Here is a 16,072-nt window from a genome sequence, read left to right on the forward strand (position 1 = left end):
TGGACCCACGCGCAGCCGTCGAGCAGGAGCAGGAGACTGCCCGCGGTTCTGCATCGGAGCGGAGGGCGTGCGCGAAGCCGGAGCTGTCGATGAGCTACGACGCGGACGGCCGGTTCCAGCTGCGGTACTCCGCCCCGGCCACCATCGGCGCCCTGGTCGAACAGGCCGTCAAGGAAGCCAAGGACGCCCTGTTCACCCGCCACCGCGACACCGACCACACCAGCAACAACTCCAGACCGACGGAAGATGACCGGCACGCCGGCCTGCCGACGTACGCCGATGCACTCGAGGAGATGGCCACCCGCTCCCTCGCCTCGGTGACCTCGACCAGCCGGGCAGCGCACTACCGGGTCTACCTGCACCTGGACACCGGCGGCGCCTGGGTGGGCGGTGGTCACGCGATCCCGCTGCGGCTGCTCGGCCGGTTCATCAGCGACGGGGTGGTCCAGCCCGTCTGGGAGACCGACGGCACCCCCGTGTCCGTCGGGCGGGCGATGCGGATCCTGCCCGAACGCACCCGACGCCTCATCACCGACCGCGACCGCGGCTGCCGGTTCCCCGGCTGCACCACCACCGGCTTCACCGAGATCCACCACCTCCAGCCCTGGGCCGACGGTGGCACCACCGACCTGCACAACCAGATCTCCTTGTGCACCGCCCACCACGACGGCATCGACCGCGGCGACCACACCATCACCGGCGACCCCACCCGACCCGACGGACTCGTCGTCACCGACCGGCACGGCCTGACCATCAGACCACCCCGACCAGCCGAAACCGCACCACCCCCCGGCGGCGACCCCCAACCACCGCCCGGCACCTACCAGCCACCCTCCGGCGGACCCATCACCTGGACCGACATCGAGCTCCCACCCGACCACGAGCTGCCCAGCCGTCATCGCAAGTTTCAAGTAGTGCCCGCGGCGCCTACGGAACCCGAACCCGAGTTCGTCTCCTGGCTCGACGACCCCGCCAACCCCGACTGCGGACTCGTCCGCGTCCTCTGACCGCCTCAGCCGGCGGACGGCCGGTCGGCCAGCACCTCGCGGTAGACGGCCAGGGTCTGCTCCCCGATGCTGGCCCACGAGAACGACTCGACCGCGCGTTGCCGCCCGGCCACGCCCATCCGCTGCGCCCGCGCGGGGTCGCTCACGGCCTCGGTGAGCGCAGCGGCCAGGTCGGCGACGAACCTGTCGGGGTCGAGGGGGATGCCACTGCCGTCCTGGTGCTGCTCGATCGGGACGAGCCAGCCGGTCTCACCGTCGACGACCACCTCGGGGATGCCACCGGTGGCCGTGGCGACCACCGCGAGCTCGCACGCCATCGCCTCGAGGTTGACGATCCCGAGGGGCTCGTAGATCGAGGGACAGGCAAAGACCGTGCCGGCGGACAGCAGCGCGATGACCTCCGCCCGCGGGAGCATCTCGGGGATCCAGACGACGCCTTCCCGAGTCGCGCGCAGCTCGGCCATGAGGCCCTCGACCTCGGCCATGATCTCGGGGGTGTCCGGCGCCCCGGCGCACAGCACCAGCTGGACGTCCGGCGGCAGCTCGGCGGCGGCCCGCAGGAGGTAGGGCAGGCCCTTCTGCCGGGTGATACGGCCGACGAACACCACCGACCTGCCGTCGGGGTCGACGCCGTGCCGGCGCACGACGTCGTGGTCCTCGTGCCGTGCCCAGAGCTCGGAGTCGATGCCGTTGTGCACGACCTTCACCCGCTCCGGGTCGACGCCGGGGTAGGCCCGCAGCACGTCCTGGCGCATGCCCTCGCTCACCGCGATGACGGCGGCGGCTCCTTCGAAGGCCGTGCGCTCCATGTAGGACGAGAGGGCGTAGCCACCGCCGAGCTGCTCCGCCTTCCACGGCCGCATCGGCTCGAGGCTGTGGGCGGTGACGACGTGGGGCGTCCCGCCGAGCAGGCCGGCGACGTGCCCGCCGAAGTTGGCGTACCAGGTGTGGGAGTGGACGACGTCGGCACCGGCGCAGTCACCCGCCATCGAGATGTCCACGCCCATGGTGCGCACAGCCGCGTTCGCGGACGCGAGGTCCGGGAGGTCGGCATACCCGGTCGTGCCCTCCTCCTGCACCGGCGCACCGAACGCCCGGACCCTCGTGTCGATGTCCCCACGCTCGCGCAGCGCCCTGACGAGCTCGGCCACGTGGACCCCGGCGCCGCCGTAGATGTTGGGCGGGTACTCCTTGGTCAGGATGTCGACTCTCACCCCGGCGAGCGTAGTGGCGGAACGCGTTCGCGGACAGGGCTCGCCACTTCACCGGGGATTCCCTAGGGTCGGCGGTATGCCGTACCGACGCGGAGTCCCGAAGGTTCTTGCCATCGTCCTCGCCGGTGGGGAGGGAAAGCGGCTGATGCCGCTCACGGCGGACCGCGCGAAACCCGCGGTGCCGTTCGGCGGGATCTACCGCCTCATCGACTTCGCCCTGAGCAACGTCGTGAACTCGGGCTACCTCAAGGTCGTCGTGCTGACGCAGTACAAGTCGCACAGCCTCGACCGCCACGTGACGAAGACGTGGCGCATGTCCAACATGCTCGGCAACTACGTCACCCCCGTGCCGGCCCAGCAGCGGATCGACAAGAACTGGTACCTCGGCTCGGCGAACGCGATCTTCCAGAGCCTCAACCTCGTCCACGACGAGAAGCCCGACATCGTCGTGGTCGTCGGTGCCGACCACGTCTACCGGATGGACTTCTCCCAGATGGTGGCCCAGCACATCGAGACCGGTGCCGGTGTGACGGTGGCTGCCATCCGCCAGCCGATCTCGCTGGCGGACCAGTTCGGCGTCATCGAGGTGGACGACGACGACCGTCGGAAGATCGGTGCGTTCCGCGAGAAGCCCACTGATGCCAAGGGGCTCCCCGACTCCCCCGACGAGGTCCTGGCGTCCATGGGCAACTACGTCTTCGACGCCGACGTCCTCATCGACGCGGTGACCCGCGACAACGACCGGCCGGGCAGCAAGCACGACATGGGCGGCGACATCGTGCCGGCGTTCGTCGACGAGGGCCGCGGGTACGTCTACGACTTCAAGGACAACGTCATCCCGGGCGCCACCGAACGTGACCAGGCCTACTGGCGCGACGTCGGGACGATGGACTCCTACTGGGAGGCACACATGGACCTCGTGTCCATCCACCCGGTCTTCAACCTCTACAACTACGACTGGCCGATCTACACCGACTACGGCCCGTTCGCGCCCGCCAAGCTGGTCCACGGAGCGGCCGGCAAGTACGGCGAGGCGCACAACTCGGCTGTCTCCCCCGGCGTCGTCATCTCTGGTGCCACGGTGACCAACTCGGTGCTGTCCCCGCGCTGCCACATCCACAGCGGCACGACCATCGACGACAGCGTCCTGCTCGACGGCGTCGAGGTGGGCCGTGGCTGCACGATCAAGCGGGCCATCATCGACAAGGAGGTCTACATCCCCGAGAACACCACCGTGGGTGTCGACCCCGAGCGTGACCGGGAGCGGGGCTTCATGGTCACCGAGTCCGGCCTGACCGTCATCGCCAAGTCGCAGGAGGTCACCCCGTGACGGGTGCCGGTCGCCCCATCCGCATCGGGGTCCAGCTCCAGCCCCAGCACGCCGACTACGCCTCCATCAGGCGTGCGGCCGCGGAGGCCGAGGAGATCGGCGTCGACGTGGTCTTCAACTGGGACCACTTCTACCCCCTGTACGGACGGTCGGACGGCGCCCACTTCGAGTGCTGGACCATGCTCGGCGCCTGGGCGGAAGCCACCGAGCGCGTCGAGATCGGCGCCCTCGTGACCTGCAACAGCTACCGCAACCCGCAGCTCCTTGCCGACATGGCCCGCACCGTCGACCACATCAGTGGCGGCCGGCTGATCCTGGGCATCGGCTCCGGCTGGTTCGAGCGCGACTACGACGAGTACGGCTACGAGTTCGGCACCGCGAGCGGTCGGCTCAACGCCCTCGCCCGTGACCTGCCGCTCGTCCGCGACCGCTGGGCCAAGCTGAAGCCGCCACCGACACGGGACATCCCGGTGCTCATCGGCGGCGGCGGCGAGAGGAAGACACTCAAGATCGTCGCGGAGCACGCCGACATCTGGCACGGCTTCGGCGACCCCGGCACCATCGCGCACAAGCACGCGGTACTCGACGAGTGGTGCGGCAAGGTCGGTCGCGACCCGGCGGAGATCGAGCGCTCCTCCGGGGTCTCCCCCAAGCCGGGGCGGTTGCCAGAGGACGTCGCCGACTACGCAGCCGGCGCGCAGGCGCTGCACGACGTCGGCACACGACTGTTCACCGTCGGCGTGGGCGGCCCTCGCTACGACCTGGGTCCCCTGCGGGACCTCGTCGCCTGGCGCGACGCCCGCCCCGGGGACTGACCGCCGGGACCTTGGCCCCCGTCGCCGCCCCTCGCCACTGACGACCATGGTGGTGCGGGCACCAGCGCCCGGGGATCGAGGGCTGAGATGGCTGTGCAGCAACGGCTACCCGTGCGGCTGGCAGTGGCCACCGCGGTCGTGTCGCTCGCGGCTGGGCTGTGGACGCTCTGGGACCACGGGTTGCTCAGCGGCCCGGAGGCCATGCAGGGCTCCGCACGCGGGACCTCGCTGGTCGTCGTCGCGGTCGCCGTACCGCTCCTGCTCGCCTCCGTGGCGGCCGCCCGGCGCGGGGCCGCCGTCGCACTCGTCCTCTGGGGCGGCGCCACCCTCTACCTCGTCTACAACGCCGTCCTGCTGCTCTTCCTGACGCCGTTCAACTCGGCCTTCCTCCTCTACGTGGCCATGCTCGGCACCGGCCTCTGGAGCGCCGGGGCGCTGCTGGCGACCCCCCAGGTCTGGGACCTCGGCGGCACGGTCGTTCGCGAGGCGCCAGTGCGTGGCGTGGCCGCCTACGTGTGGGTCGTCGCGGGGCTCAACGCGCTCCTCTGGCTGGCGAACGTCGTCCCGGCGCTCGACGACGCCGCGCCGACCCCCATGCTGGACGGCACGGGCGTGACGACCAACGCCATCTACGTGCAGGACCTGGCCGTCTGGCTGCCCCTCATGGTGGTCGCCGCGGGCTGGCTGTCGCGCCGCGAGGCCAGGGGCGCCGTCGTGGTGCTCGCCGGTCTGGTGCTGTGGGTGGTCGAGGCGGTCAGCATCGCGGTGGACCAGGCATTCGGGGCAGCCGCCGACCCCAGCTCGACGGTGGTCTCCACGGACCTGGTGGTGCCGTTCCTCGTCCTGGCCGTGGTGGGGCTGGTGCCCGTGTGGGTGCTCCTGCGCCGTGTCGCCACCGCGGGGAGCGGGCCCGGTACCGCATCCTTTCCCGGCACGACGACGACCCGGCGGAGCCTGCACCGCGCCTCCTGAACGGCCCGCATCCGTCCGCCGCGGTCGGATGGCGAGACTCGCACCGGGTACGTCGACGCGCGTCGATATCGTCGAGGTGTGCCCGACGTGACCGCGCAGACCCTCCTCGTGACCATCTCGGGTGAGGACCGCCCCGGCGTCACCAGCACCTTCTTCGACGCGATCGCGGACGTGGGCGCCGAGGTCCTCGACCTCGAGCAGGTCGTCGTCCGTGGGCACCTCACCCTCGCCATGCTGCTCGTCTCGGGCGAGGCGGAGTCACGCCTGCGCGAGGTCCTGCTCGCAGTCGGCGCAGAGCTCGACCTCAAGGTCAAGATCAAGAAGGGCACCGGCGACACCCGCCGCAAGCGCAGCGGCCGGGCCGCGGTGGTCGTCCTCGGCGCGCCCCTGCGCGCGAGCGGCGTCGCCGCGGTGACCGCCCGGATCGCCTCGCACGGCGCCAACATCGACCGCATCCGCCGCCTGTCCCGGTACCCGGTCACGACGGTCGAGCTCGACGTGTCCGGTGCCGACGTGGACCGGCTGCGCCGGGAGCTCGCCCTGGAGTCCAGCGTCCACGGGCTCGACATCGCAGTCGCGGCGGGCGGCCTGGCCCGGCGCGGGCGGCGCTTGGTGGTGATGGACGTCGACTCGACCCTCATCCAGGACGAGGTCATCGAGCTGCTCGCCGAGCACGCGGGACGCCAGGCCGAGGTGGCCGCGGTCACCGAGGCGGCGATGCGGGGCGAGCTGGACTTCGCCGCGAGCCTGCGCCAGCGGGTCGCCGCCCTCGAGGGCCTGCCGGTGTCGGTGCTGGACGAGGTGCGCGCCCGGATCCAGTTCACCCCGGGCGCCAGGACCCTCGTGCGGACCCTCAAGCGCCTCGGGTTCACCGTCGCGGTCGTCTCCGGCGGCTTCATCGAGATCGTCGAGGACATCGCCCGGGAGCTCGACATCGACCACGCGCACGCCAACCGCCTAGAGGTGCGTGACGGGCTGCTCACCGGCCGGGTCGTCGGCGACATCGTCGACCGGGCAGGCAAGGCCCAGGCGCTGCGCCGCTTCGCCGCCGAGGCCGGGCTGCCCCTGTCACGGACCGTCGCCATCGGCGACGGGGCCAACGACCTCGACATGCTCGAGGCGGCGGGGCTCGGCGTCGCCTTCAACGCCAAGCCCGTGGTGCGTGAGCAGGCCGACACCGCCGTCAACGTGCCCTACCTCGACGCTGTCCTCTACCTGCTCGGCATCACGCGTGAGGAGATCGAGGAGGCGGACGAGGCCGACGGCACGCCGACCCCCGCTCCTCCGGTCGTCCACCCCTGATCCCTAGGCTGTCGCAATGGCCCCGCCCCCGCGTCGACGCAAACCCACCCTCCTGATCATCGGTGGTGCAGAGGACCGCGTGGGCAAGGCGACGGTGCTGCGCCGCTTCGTCCGGCTCGCGGGGGGTCGCAGGGCCAGCATCGTCCTCATCCCCACGGCGTCGTCCTTCCAGGACGAGGTGACCGAGGCCTACACCGAGGTCTTCACCCGCCTCGGCGCCCCGGCGCCCTCGGTCGTCAACCCCCAGACCCGCCAGGACGCCTCCGACGAGGCCGCCGTCGCCCTCATCGACGAGGCCACCGGCGTCTTCATGAGCGGCGGCAGCCAGCTCAAGCTCAGCCAGCGGTTCCCCGGCACGCCGCTCGGCGACGCCCTGCACCGTGCCCACGACCGCGGAGCCGTCATCGCCGGCACCTCGGCAGGGGCCTCGATCATGAGCCAGTTCATGATCTCGATGGGCGACGAGGGCATCACGCCCCGCCAGCGGCACAGCCAGCTGAGCGCCGGGCTGGGGCTCCTCGAGGGCGTCATCATCGACCAGCACTTCGCCCAGCGCTCGCGCTACGGCCGGCTCATGTCGATGGTCGCAGCGTCCCCCAGCCTCATCGGCATCGGGATCGACGAGGACACCGCGATCGAGGTCCGCGACCGCCGGGTCTTCACGGTCCACGGCTCCGGCGCCGTGTTCGTCCTCGACTGCCGCGAGGCCGCCTCCGACGCCCCGGACGCCCGCCGTGGAGCGCCCCTGATGGTCTCCGGTGCGGTCGTGCACTCGCTGCCTGCAGGCGCTACGTTCGACCTCGCCGAGGTCCAGCTCGTCGACTTCGTCGAGAAGCACGCAGACGCCGCCGTCGCGCTGGCCTCGGCCAAGGCCTGACGGCCGCCCTGCACTGCCCCACCCGCAAGGAGAACCCATGGCCGACCGCCCCACCCCCACCGGGCCTGCAGCCCCGGAGCTCTCGATCGTCGAGTCCCGCGTCTACCGCGGCGGAAACATCTGGTCCTACAGCCCGGCGATCCACCTGGTGGTCGACCTCGGCGTCCTGGAGGGCTACCCGACCGACACGCTCGTGGGCTTCACCGACCAGCTCGTGGAGCTCCTGCCGGGCCTGGAGAACCACACCTGCTCCCGTGGGGTGAAGGGCGGCTTCATCGAGCGGCTGCGCGAAGGCACCTGGGTCGGCCACGTCGCCGAGCACGTCGCCCTGCAGCTGCAGCAGGAGGCCGGCCACGACCTGCGACGCGGCAAGACGCGTGCGGTCAAGGGGCAACCGGGCCGCTACAACGTCATCTACGACTACGCCGACGAGACGGTGGGCCTCGCGGCCGGCACCCTCGCCGTGCGGCTGGTCAACCACCTCGTCGAACCCGAGGAAGGGTTCGACTTCCGCGAGGAGCTCGACGTCTTCCTGCGGCGGGCGCAGCGTTCTGCGTTCGGCCCGTCGACCGCTGCCATCCTGGAGGAGGCGGTGGCCCGCGACATCCCCTACATCCGCCTCAACAGCGCCTCGCTGGTCCAGCTCGGACAGGGCGTCCACGCCCAGCGCATCCGGGCGACGATGACGTCGAAGACCGGCGCCCTCGCCGTCGACATCGCCAGCGACAAGGACATGACGACGCGGCTGCTCGCGTCGGCCGGCCTGCCCGTGCCGAAGCAGGAGACCGTGCGCACGGCCGACGGCGCGGTCACCGCGGCCCGGCGCATCGGGTTCCCCGTCGTGGTCAAGCCGCTCGACGGCAACCACGGCCGCGGCGTGTGCCTCGACCTGACCTCCGACGACGAGGTCCGCGAGGCCTTCGCCGTCGCCGAGGGCGAGTCCCGGCGTGGCTACGTCATCGTCGAGTCCTTCGTCACCGGTCGTGACTACCGGTGCCTCATCGTCGGCGGCCGCATGCAGGCGATCGCCGAGCGCGTGCCGGCGCACGTCATCGGCGACGGCATCCACACGGTGGCCGAGCTCGTCGAGATCACCAACGCCGACCCGCGTCGAGGCGTGGGGCACGAGAAGGTGCTGACGCGCATCAAGGTGGACGACGCCGCCATCGGGCTCGTCCGCGACCAGGGCTTCGGCATGGACGACGTGCCGCCGAAGGAGCAGATGGTCAAGCTCGCGCTCACCGGCAACATGTCCACTGGCGGAATCTCGGTCGACCGCACGTTCGACGCCCACCCCGACAACGTCGAGATCGCCGAGGAGGCGGCCCGCATGATCGGGCTCGACGTCGCCGGCATCGACTTCATCTGCCCCGACATCGCCTCCCCCGTCCGTGAGACCGGCGGGGCCATCTGCGAGGTCAACGCCGCCCCCGGGTTCCGCATGCACACCCACCCGACGGTGGGCGAGCCGCAGTACATCGCCAAGCCGGTCGTGGACCTGCTGTTCCCGCCGGGGTCGCCCTCGCGGGTGCCGATCGTGGCCGTCACCGGCACCAACGGCAAGACCACCACCTCGCGGATGATCGCCCACATCCTCAAGGGCATCGGCCACAAGGTCGGCATGACCTCCACCGACGGCATCGTCATCGACGAGCGGCTCGTCTACAAGGCCGACGCCTCCGGTCCGCGGTCCGCGCGGATGGTGCTGCAGAACCCGCGCGTCGACTTCGCCGTCATGGAGGTCGCCCGCGGCGGCATCCTGCGCGAGGGCCTCGGGTACGACCGCAACGACGTCGCCGTCGTCACCAACATCGCGCCGGACCACCTCGGGATGAAGGGCATCGACACCCTCTCGCAGCTCGCCGACGTCAAGGCCGTCGTCGTGGAAGCGGTGCCCCGCAACGGTTTTGCCGTCCTCAACGCCGACGACGACCTCGTGCGCAAGATGCGTCGCCGCTGCTCGGGCGGCATCGTGTGGTTCTCCCTCCAGCCCGCCGGCACCAAGGTGCGCGAGCTCATCGAGGACCACTGCCGCCGCGGGGGCCGGGCCGTCGTCCTCGACCACACCGACCGCGGCGACATGATCGTCATCAAGCACGGTCGCCGCTCCATGCAGCTCGCCTGGACCCACCTGCTGCCCTCCACCTTCGGTGGGACGGCGAAGTTCAACGTCGCCAACGCGATGGCGGCTGCGGGCGCAGCCTTTGCCGCCGGGGCCGGCCTGCACGAGATCCGCCAGGGGTTGCGCACGTTCACGACGAGCTACTACCTCTCCCCCGGACGCATGAACCTCGTCAACGTGCACAACACCGACGTGTTCGTCGACTACTGCCACAACGCTCCCGGTATGCGGGTGCTCGGTGAGTTCGTCGAGGGGTATGCGGCGCAGAAGGACGGCCAGGCCGACCTGGGCCGCATCTCGCGCATCGGCATGATCTCCACCGCGGGCGACCGGCGCGACGACGACATGCGCGAGCTCGGCGCCATCGCCGCGCGCCACTTCGACGTGGTCGTCGTCCGAGAGGACGAGCGCAAGCGCGGCCGTCCCGTGGGCGAGACCGCGGCCCTGGTGGCCGAGGGCGCCAAGGCCGAGATCGGCAAGGAGGGCGTCCGCTGCCGCCAGGTGGAGACCGTGCTCAACGAGGTCGAGGCCGTGCGCCACTGCATGGCCCGGGCCAACCCCGGAGACATCGTCGTCCTCTGCGTCGACCAGCACGCCGAGGTCCTCGGCGAGCTCGAGCAGATGACCCAGCACGCGCAGGCCGGCGCCCACAACAAGCAGGGCATCGGCGACCCGGACCTCGACCCCGTGGAGATGCAGAGCGAGGCCCAGGCCGCCGGTGACGAGGCAGCCGCGGCCGAGGCCTCCGAGGTCGAGCCCGCCACCAGCTGACCACACAGCAGATCGGCCCGTCCCACCAGCGAGGTGGGACGGGCCGATCCGTCGTCGGGGCGGGGAGGTCGACGCAGGCGGGCGCGGTGCCGGACCCCGCTGGGACGGGCTGCTCAGGCGTCGCGCAGCTGCGCGGCGTACGCGTGGAGCGCCCGCTGGTAGCTCAGGGTGTCCTCGTCACCCGCGTGGTGCAGCAGCAGGTCGACGAGGTCGGCCACCGCCTCGCGGGCGCGACCGGTGTCGACGGCCGCCAGGGCGCGGAACGCCTCGACCGCCACGCTGCCGGGCCGCTCGGCAGAGAGCTCGGTGAGCAAGGAGTGGGCCAGCTCGGCCTGGCCGGTGACCCGCAGGCTGGAGGCGAGCTGGATACGGGCGCGGTGCCGGTGCGGCTCCCGCAGGCCGGCGGCGAGGGCCTTGCGGTAGAGGTCGATCGCCTCCGCCTCGCGCCCGGCCGCGTCGAGGGCTGATGCCAGCTCGTGGACCAGACGGGCGTCGCCGGGCCTGGAGGCCTGCAGGGCCTGGGCGCACTCCACGCGGGAGACGTCGTCGGACAGGTCCCACATGGCGGTGATCTGCGCCTCGAGCTCGTGCTCGCCGCGGGCGGCGACCACCTTGCGCCGGATGTCCTCGGGACCGTCGGCGGTGGCCCCCTGCCCGGCGAGCCAGGCGGCGACCTGTGCGCGCTCGGCGTGGCACATCAGGGCCACGACGTCACCGTCCGCGGCACCGGGCACCAGGGCCTGCAGGCCCCCGAGCTCGGTGTCGTAGGAGTCGATGTCGGAGACACCCGCACGGGCCAGGCCGACGCGCAGGTGGCTCTCGAGCTCGGCCATGGTGCGGCCGCGCAGGTAGTGGGCCTTGTGGGCCGCGACGACGCGGTCGGCGCGCAGACCCGCCATCTCCCCGATGGCCTCCAGCAGCTCGTCGGTGCGGTCACCGGCCAGCCCGAGGCCCAGGTGCACCTGACCACCCGGGACCTTCATTCCGTGCGCGACGTCCATGAGCGCCTCGAGACCCGCCTCGTTGTGGGCGAGGTCGACGATGACGGTGATGGCCGACCCGTCTTCCCGGCGCAGCGTGTAGGTGTTCATCCGCCCGGGGTTGAGCCGGTCGTCGGGCACGAAGGTGCGCAGGCCCTCGATGACGGCGGCCCGTGGGAGTCCGAGGCCGAGGGCTGCCGCCGCGCCCGCGAGGGCGTTGGCGATGTTGTGCACCGAGAGCCCGGACATCGTCGCGGGCACGTCGAGGATGCTGACCAGCCGGTCGGGGTCGCGACCGTTCTCGAGCACCGCGATGTCGCCGTCCAGGACGGTGATGGCCCGGCCACCGACATCCAGGGCCTCTCGCACGGCCGGGGCGTCGGCCCGCAGCGTGAAGACCCACGGCCTGCCCTTGGAGCCGGTGCGCATGGCCCACACGCGGGGGTCCTCGCCGTTGAGGACGGTCCAGCCGCCGATGCGGGTCGCCTTGGTGACGATGGCCTTGACCTCGGCGAGCTGGTCGACGGTGTCGATGCCCTGCAGGCCGAGGTGGTCGGCCGAGACGTTGGTGACCACCGAGACGTCGTTGTGCGCGACGCCCATCCCCTTGAGCAGCATGCCGCCACGGGCGGTCTCGAGGATGCCCAGCTCGACACCGGGCGCGCTGAGCACGCCACGCGCACCGGCCGGGCCGGAGTAGTCGCCCGCCTCCACGAGCTCGCCCTGCACGACGACGCCGTCGGTCGACGACCACGCCGTGCGCAACCCCGCCGTCATGCCGATGTGGCCGAGCAGCCGGGTCGTGGTGGTCTTGCCGTTGGTGCCCGTCACGGAGGCGACGGGGATGGTCGGCACGAGGATGGAGGGACGGTCCCCCTCCGGTGCGGCGGCCACCTGCGCTCCGAGCTCGGCCACGTCGTCGCGGCGCTCGAGCCACGCCGCCAGGACGGGGGCCACTCCCTCACCGAGGGCACGGGCGCGACCACGGCGGCGCCACACGAAGGCGACGACGACCTGGTCGGGCCGGCTCCCGGGACGGGTACGGACGCCCAGGCGCGTGGTGCCGCTCGCGGCAGCGAGCCGCCGGGTGGCGCGCTCGACCAGGCGCATGACGAACCGCTGGCGCTGCTCCGTACCCGGTGACCCCGGCCTCGGGCTGCGCAGCGCCACCGCCCGCGCGACCTCCTTGAGGACCGCCTCGTCGGCGGCGAGGTAGCCCGGCAGCTCCAGGCTGACCTTGATGGCCGGCTTGGCGAAGTAGAGGTTGGGGCCCTCCAGGACCCGTACCTCCGTCACGGCGACGGGGGTCTCGGAAGTCATGCGGGGAGCCTAGTGGCGGCCCGCCGCGCGGGCAGAACCGGCGGTCGCGCCGGTCAGTGGGTGGGCACCGCCCGCGTCACTGGCCCATCGCGTGCACGCCGCCGTCGACGTGGACGATCTCGCCCGTGGTCGCGGGGAACCAGTCGGACAGCAGCGCGGCGCAGGCCTTGGCTGCCGGGACCGCGTCGTTGACGTCCCACCCGAGCGGCGCCCGGGTGTTCCAGGTCTCCTCGAACGTCGCGAACCCCGGGATCGACTTGGCCGCCGTGGTGCGGATCGGGCCTGCCGCCACGAGGTTGCAGCGGATGCCCTTGGGGCCGAGGTCGCGGGCCAGGTAGCGGTTGGTCGACTCGAACGCGGCCTTGGCGACGCCCATCCAGTCGTAGACCGGCCAGGCGAACTTGGCGTCGAACGTCAGGCCCACGATGCTCCCGCCGCCCTGCATCAGCGGCAGGGTCGCGACGCCGAGGGCCTTGAGGGAGTAGGCGGAGGCGTGCATCGCGGTGGACACGTCCTCGAACGTCCCCTCCATGAAGTTGAACGCACCCTGGGGGGCGAACCCGATCGAGTGCAGCACGCCGTCGAGGCGGTCGACGTGCTCGCCCAGCCGCTCGGCGAGGCTGTCGAGGTCCTCGGGGTTGGTGACGTCGAGCTCGACGACCGGCGGCGTCGTGGGGAGCCGCTTGGCGATGGTCTGGGTGATCCTGAACGTCCTGCCGAACGACGTCAGCACGACCTCGGCACCCTGCTCCTGCGCGATCTTGGCGACGTGGAAGGCGATCGAGGAGTCCATGAGGACACCGGTGATGAGCAGCTTCTTGCCCTCGAGCAGCATGGGCGGTTCTCCGATCTGGGGGTTGAGGGGTGAGGTGGCGATCCGGCGTCCGGCGTCACGTCCGGCCCGGCGTCCGTCGGGTGGGGTCAGTGCCCCATACCGAGGCCGCCGTCGACGGGCACCACCGCACCGGTGATGTACCCCGCCTCGTCGGAGGCGAGGAAGCGCACCGCTGCCGCGACCTCCTCGGTCCGGCCAAAACGTCCGGCGGGGATGCTCGCCTGGTAGGCCTTCTTGCGGTCCTCGGGGAGGACCTCGGTCATGTCGGTCTCGATGAAGCCGGGCGCCACGACGTTCGCCGTGATGCCGCGGCCACCGAGCTCTCGCGAGATCGAGCGGGCCAGGCCGACGAGGCCCGACTTGCTGGCGGCGTAGTTGGTCTGCCCGGGCGACCCGTAGAGTCCGACGACGCTGGAGATGAAGATGATGCGGCCGCGGCGCAGCCGGATCATGCCCTTGGAGGCGCGCCGTGCGCAGCGGAAGGCGCCGGCGAGGTTGGTGTCGACGACCGAGTCGAACTCCTCGTCGCTCATCCGCATCAGCAGCTGGTCGCGGGTGATGCCGGCGTTGGCCACCAGCACGTCCACGGGGCCGCCCAGGAGCTCCTCCGCCTCGGCGAACGCCTGGTCGACCGAGGCCGAGTCGGTGACCTCGCAGCGCACGCCCTGCAGGCCCTCCGGCGGCTCCCCGGAACGGTGCGTGACGACCACCGAGTGGCCCGCCTCGGCGAGGTCCCGGGCGATGCTGAGCCCGATCCCCCGGTTGCCTCCGGTGACCAGGACGTTGCGGCCTGCCATCGATTCCTCCGTGTCGTCGGTGCTCGTCGGGCGTCTGCGCGCGACCCTACCGACTACCGATGGGTACACCGCATCGCCGTCGGCTTATCGTGGACAGGTGCCCCGCCCACGCCGCCACCGTCCCGACGAGCCCGTCGTCCAGTCGGTGACGTCCGCCCCGGCCAACCTCGCCGACGAGCAGGCGGGCCGGATCCGCCGCTACCTCGTCACGATGGGCGTCCGCACGGTCTGCTTCATCGGCTCGGTCCTGACCGCCACGGCGGGTGCCCCGTGGTGGGTGTGGGGCTCGCTGGCGCTGCTTGCCGTCGTGCTCCCCTACATCGCCGTCGTGATGGTGAACGCCGTCGCACCGCGGGCACCGGGCAACGGTGGAGCTCCGGTCACGCCGCGTGGCGACGGCCCCGACCAGATCGGGCGCTGATGGAGGCGATGGTCTGCAGCGCCAAGGGCTGCCGCCAGCCCGCGACGTGGGCGCACCTGTGGAACAACCCGAAGCTGCACGACGGCGACCGGCGCAAGGTGTGGCTGGCGTGCGAGGACCACCGGTTGTCCCTGGGCGAGTTCCTGTCGGTACGGGGCTTCCTCGTCGAGACGGTGGCCGTCGACGCCATCCCGGCCGGCGCCGGCTGAGCCTCAGCCGCCGATGGCGGACATGGGGCGGTCGGGCTGCACGAAGTCGCTGGTGCCGATCCCGTGGCCGGGCGCCTTGCGCCACATCTCACCCTGGATGAGGCGTGCGAGGTCGTCGTCGCTCGCCCCGTCGCGCATCGGCCCGCGCAGGTCGGTCTCCCTCTGCGAGAACAGGCAGTTGCGCACCTGCCCGTCGGCCGTGAGCCGGGTGCGGTCGCAGGCCGCGCAGAAGGGCGCCGTGACGCTCGCGATGATCCCGACAGTGGCCGGCCCCCCGTCGACGAGGAACCGCTCGGCCGGCGCGCTCCCCCGGTCCTCCTGCGGCAGCGGGGTGAGCCGGAAGCGTTCGGCGAGGCGCTCGTGCAGCTCCTGGGAGGACACCATCGTCGAGGCGTCCCAGCCGTGCTGGGCGTCCAACGGCATCTGCTCGATGAAGCGCAGCTCGTAGCCGCGGTCGAGGCACCACTGCAGCAGGTCGGTCACGGAGTGGTCGTTGATGCCACGCATGGCGACGGCGTTGACCTTGACCGGGACCAGGCCGGCGGTGGCCGCCGCCTTGAGCCCGGCCTCGACGTCGTGGAGGCGGTCACGGCGGGTCAGGTCGGCGAACTCCTGCGGGTCGATGGTGTCGAGGCTGACGTTGACCCGGTCGAGACCGGCGTCGGCGAGCGGCTGGGCGAGGCGGTCCAGGCCGACGCCGTTGGTGGTCATGGCGATCCGCGGCCGGGGCTCCAGCGCGGCGATGCGCCGGACGACGTCGACCAGCGACCTGCGGAGCATGGGCTCGCCGCCGGTGAGCCGGACCTGGCGGACGCCGAGCCGCACGAAGACGCTGACGACGCGGACGAGCTCGTCGTCGCTGAGCATCTCCGGCTTGGCCAGCCACGGCAGCCCCTCGGCCGGCATGCAGTAGCGGCACCGCAGGTTGCACCGGTCCGTCACCGACACCCTCAGGTCGCGGGCCACCCGGCCGAAGCGGTCCGGCAGTCCGACCGTGCCCTCGGGGGCCCCGTCCGTGCCCGGTGAGGACCCCTCGGCACCCCCGAGCAGGGGCGATGCGCCGCGCACGGTCGGGAACGGGAGGCCGGTCATGGTCCCCA

The 16,072-nt window shown here is 71.9% G+C and carries 14 protein-coding genes; 9 read left to right on the plus strand and 5 right to left on the minus strand.

Translation table 11 applies throughout. The features are described 5' to 3' along the window. The coding region (locus AB4Z02_RS08010) for an HNH endonuclease (RefSeq protein ID WP_441970300.1) at positions 1 to 1,007 on the plus strand (1,007 nt) is incomplete at its 5' end. 5 nt (positions 1,008 to 1,012) lie between these two features. On the opposite strand, the gene glgA is transcribed toward AB4Z02_RS08010, so the two are convergent. Further along, on the minus strand, positions 1,013 to 2,221 hold the full coding sequence (gene glgA, locus AB4Z02_RS08015; RefSeq protein ID WP_441970301.1) for a glycogen synthase: 1,209 nt from the start codon (positions 2,219 to 2,221) through the stop codon (positions 1,013 to 1,015). Positions 2,222 to 2,297: 76 nt separating this feature from the next. On the opposite strand from glgA, the gene glgC reads away from it, so the two are divergent. From glgC to cphA, 6 genes are all read left to right on the plus strand, one after another. Next, on the plus strand, positions 2,298 to 3,551 hold the full coding sequence (glgC, locus tag AB4Z02_RS08020; protein ID WP_056885191.1) for a glucose-1-phosphate adenylyltransferase: 1,254 nt from the start codon (positions 2,298 to 2,300) through the stop codon (positions 3,549 to 3,551). Beyond that, the gene (locus AB4Z02_RS08025) at positions 3,548 to 4,366 is read left to right on the plus strand and encodes an LLM class F420-dependent oxidoreductase (RefSeq protein ID WP_441970302.1); all 819 of its coding nucleotides are present in this window, start codon (positions 3,548 to 3,550) and stop codon (positions 4,364 to 4,366) included. The genes glgC and AB4Z02_RS08025 overlap by 4 nt, the downstream gene beginning before the upstream one ends. Before the next feature lie 87 nt (positions 4,367 to 4,453). Next, positions 4,454 to 5,338 carry a hypothetical protein gene (locus AB4Z02_RS08030; RefSeq protein ID WP_441970303.1) on the plus strand — a complete coding sequence of 295 codons (885 nt, stop codon included), beginning with the start codon at positions 4,454 to 4,456 and terminating at the stop codon, positions 5,336 to 5,338. 78 nt (positions 5,339 to 5,416) lie between these two features. After that, positions 5,417 to 6,640 carry a phosphoserine phosphatase SerB gene (gene serB / locus AB4Z02_RS08035; protein WP_056885194.1) on the plus strand — a complete coding sequence of 408 codons (1,224 nt, stop codon included), beginning with the start codon at positions 5,417 to 5,419 and terminating at the stop codon, positions 6,638 to 6,640. A gap of 16 nt (positions 6,641 to 6,656) precedes the next feature. Further along, the gene (locus AB4Z02_RS08040) at positions 6,657 to 7,517 is read left to right on the plus strand and encodes a cyanophycinase (protein WP_056885195.1); all 861 of its coding nucleotides are present in this window, start codon (positions 6,657 to 6,659) and stop codon (positions 7,515 to 7,517) included. 37 nt (positions 7,518 to 7,554) lie between these two features. Further along, entirely contained in the window at positions 7,555 to 10,410 is a 2,856-nt protein-coding gene (gene cphA, locus AB4Z02_RS08045) for a cyanophycin synthetase (RefSeq protein WP_441970304.1), read from the plus strand. A 113-nt stretch (positions 10,411 to 10,523) separates the two neighbouring features. Here the strand turns inward: cphA and AB4Z02_RS08050 are convergent, their stop codons facing one another. From AB4Z02_RS08050 to fabG, 3 genes are all read right to left on the minus strand, one after another. Continuing rightward, positions 10,524 to 12,710, minus strand: coding sequence for a tetratricopeptide repeat protein (locus AB4Z02_RS08050; protein WP_056885197.1), 2,187 nt, complete (start codon positions 12,708 to 12,710; stop codon positions 10,524 to 10,526). 76 nt (positions 12,711 to 12,786) lie between these two features. Beyond that, on the minus strand, positions 12,787 to 13,545 hold the full coding sequence (gene fabI / locus AB4Z02_RS08055) for an enoyl-ACP reductase FabI (protein ID WP_056885198.1): 759 nt from the start codon (positions 13,543 to 13,545) through the stop codon (positions 12,787 to 12,789). 86 nt (positions 13,546 to 13,631) lie between these two features. Beyond that, a complete protein-coding gene (fabG, locus tag AB4Z02_RS08060) occupies positions 13,632 to 14,342 on the minus strand; it encodes a 3-oxoacyl-[acyl-carrier-protein] reductase (RefSeq protein WP_441970305.1) in 711 nt (236 codons plus the stop codon). 97 nt (positions 14,343 to 14,439) lie between these two features. On the opposite strand from fabG, the gene AB4Z02_RS08065 reads away from it, so the two are divergent. Both AB4Z02_RS08065 and AB4Z02_RS08070 read left to right on the plus strand, forming a co-directional pair. Continuing rightward, complete coding sequence (locus AB4Z02_RS08065) at positions 14,440 to 14,763, plus strand: DUF3099 domain-containing protein (protein ID WP_056885200.1); 324 nt, start codon at positions 14,440 to 14,442, stop codon at positions 14,761 to 14,763. Beyond that, the gene (locus AB4Z02_RS08070) at positions 14,763 to 14,972 is read left to right on the plus strand and encodes a hypothetical protein (protein ID WP_441970306.1); all 210 of its coding nucleotides are present in this window, start codon (positions 14,763 to 14,765) and stop codon (positions 14,970 to 14,972) included. The genes AB4Z02_RS08065 and AB4Z02_RS08070 overlap by 1 nt, the downstream gene beginning before the upstream one ends. Positions 14,973 to 14,975: 3 nt before the next feature. Here AB4Z02_RS08070 and moaA read toward each other — a convergent pair whose 3' ends face one another. After that, positions 14,976 to 16,064 carry a GTP 3',8-cyclase MoaA gene (gene moaA, locus AB4Z02_RS08075; RefSeq protein ID WP_441970307.1) on the minus strand — a complete coding sequence of 363 codons (1,089 nt, stop codon included), beginning with the start codon at positions 16,062 to 16,064 and terminating at the stop codon, positions 14,976 to 14,978. Positions 16,065 to 16,072: the final 8 nt, after the last annotated feature.

This window comes from Pedococcus sp. 2YAF34 (assembly GCF_052114585.1).
In the GTDB taxonomy this organism is placed as follows: domain Bacteria; phylum Actinomycetota; class Actinomycetes; order Actinomycetales; family Dermatophilaceae; genus Pedococcus.

What these genes read in the sequence shown, in the direction of transcription:
- AB4Z02_RS08070 (WP_441970306.1), top strand. Translation starts at nt 14,763, where the DNA reads ATGGAGGCGATGGTCTGCAGCGCCAAGGGCTGCCGCCAGCCCGCGACG.
- AB4Z02_RS08050 (WP_056885197.1), bottom strand. Translation starts at nt 12,710, where the DNA reads ATGACTTCCGAGACCCCCGTCGCCGTGACGGAGGTACGGGTCCTGGAG.
- cphA (WP_441970304.1), top strand. Translation starts at nt 7,555, where the DNA reads ATGGCCGACCGCCCCACCCCCACCGGGCCTGCAGCCCCGGAGCTCTCG.
- AB4Z02_RS08040 (WP_056885195.1), top strand. Translation starts at nt 6,657, where the DNA reads ATGGCCCCGCCCCCGCGTCGACGCAAACCCACCCTCCTGATCATCGGT.
- AB4Z02_RS08030 (WP_441970303.1), top strand. Translation starts at nt 4,454, where the DNA reads ATGGCTGTGCAGCAACGGCTACCCGTGCGGCTGGCAGTGGCCACCGCG.
- fabI (WP_056885198.1), bottom strand. Translation starts at nt 13,545, where the DNA reads ATGCTGCTCGAGGGCAAGAAGCTGCTCATCACCGGTGTCCTCATGGAC.
- moaA (WP_441970307.1), bottom strand. Translation starts at nt 16,064, where the DNA reads ATGACCGGCCTCCCGTTCCCGACCGTGCGCGGCGCATCGCCCCTGCTC.
- fabG (WP_441970305.1), bottom strand. Translation starts at nt 14,342, where the DNA reads ATGGCAGGCCGCAACGTCCTGGTCACCGGAGGCAACCGGGGGATCGGG.
- glgC (WP_056885191.1), top strand. Translation starts at nt 2,298, where the DNA reads ATGCCGTACCGACGCGGAGTCCCGAAGGTTCTTGCCATCGTCCTCGCC.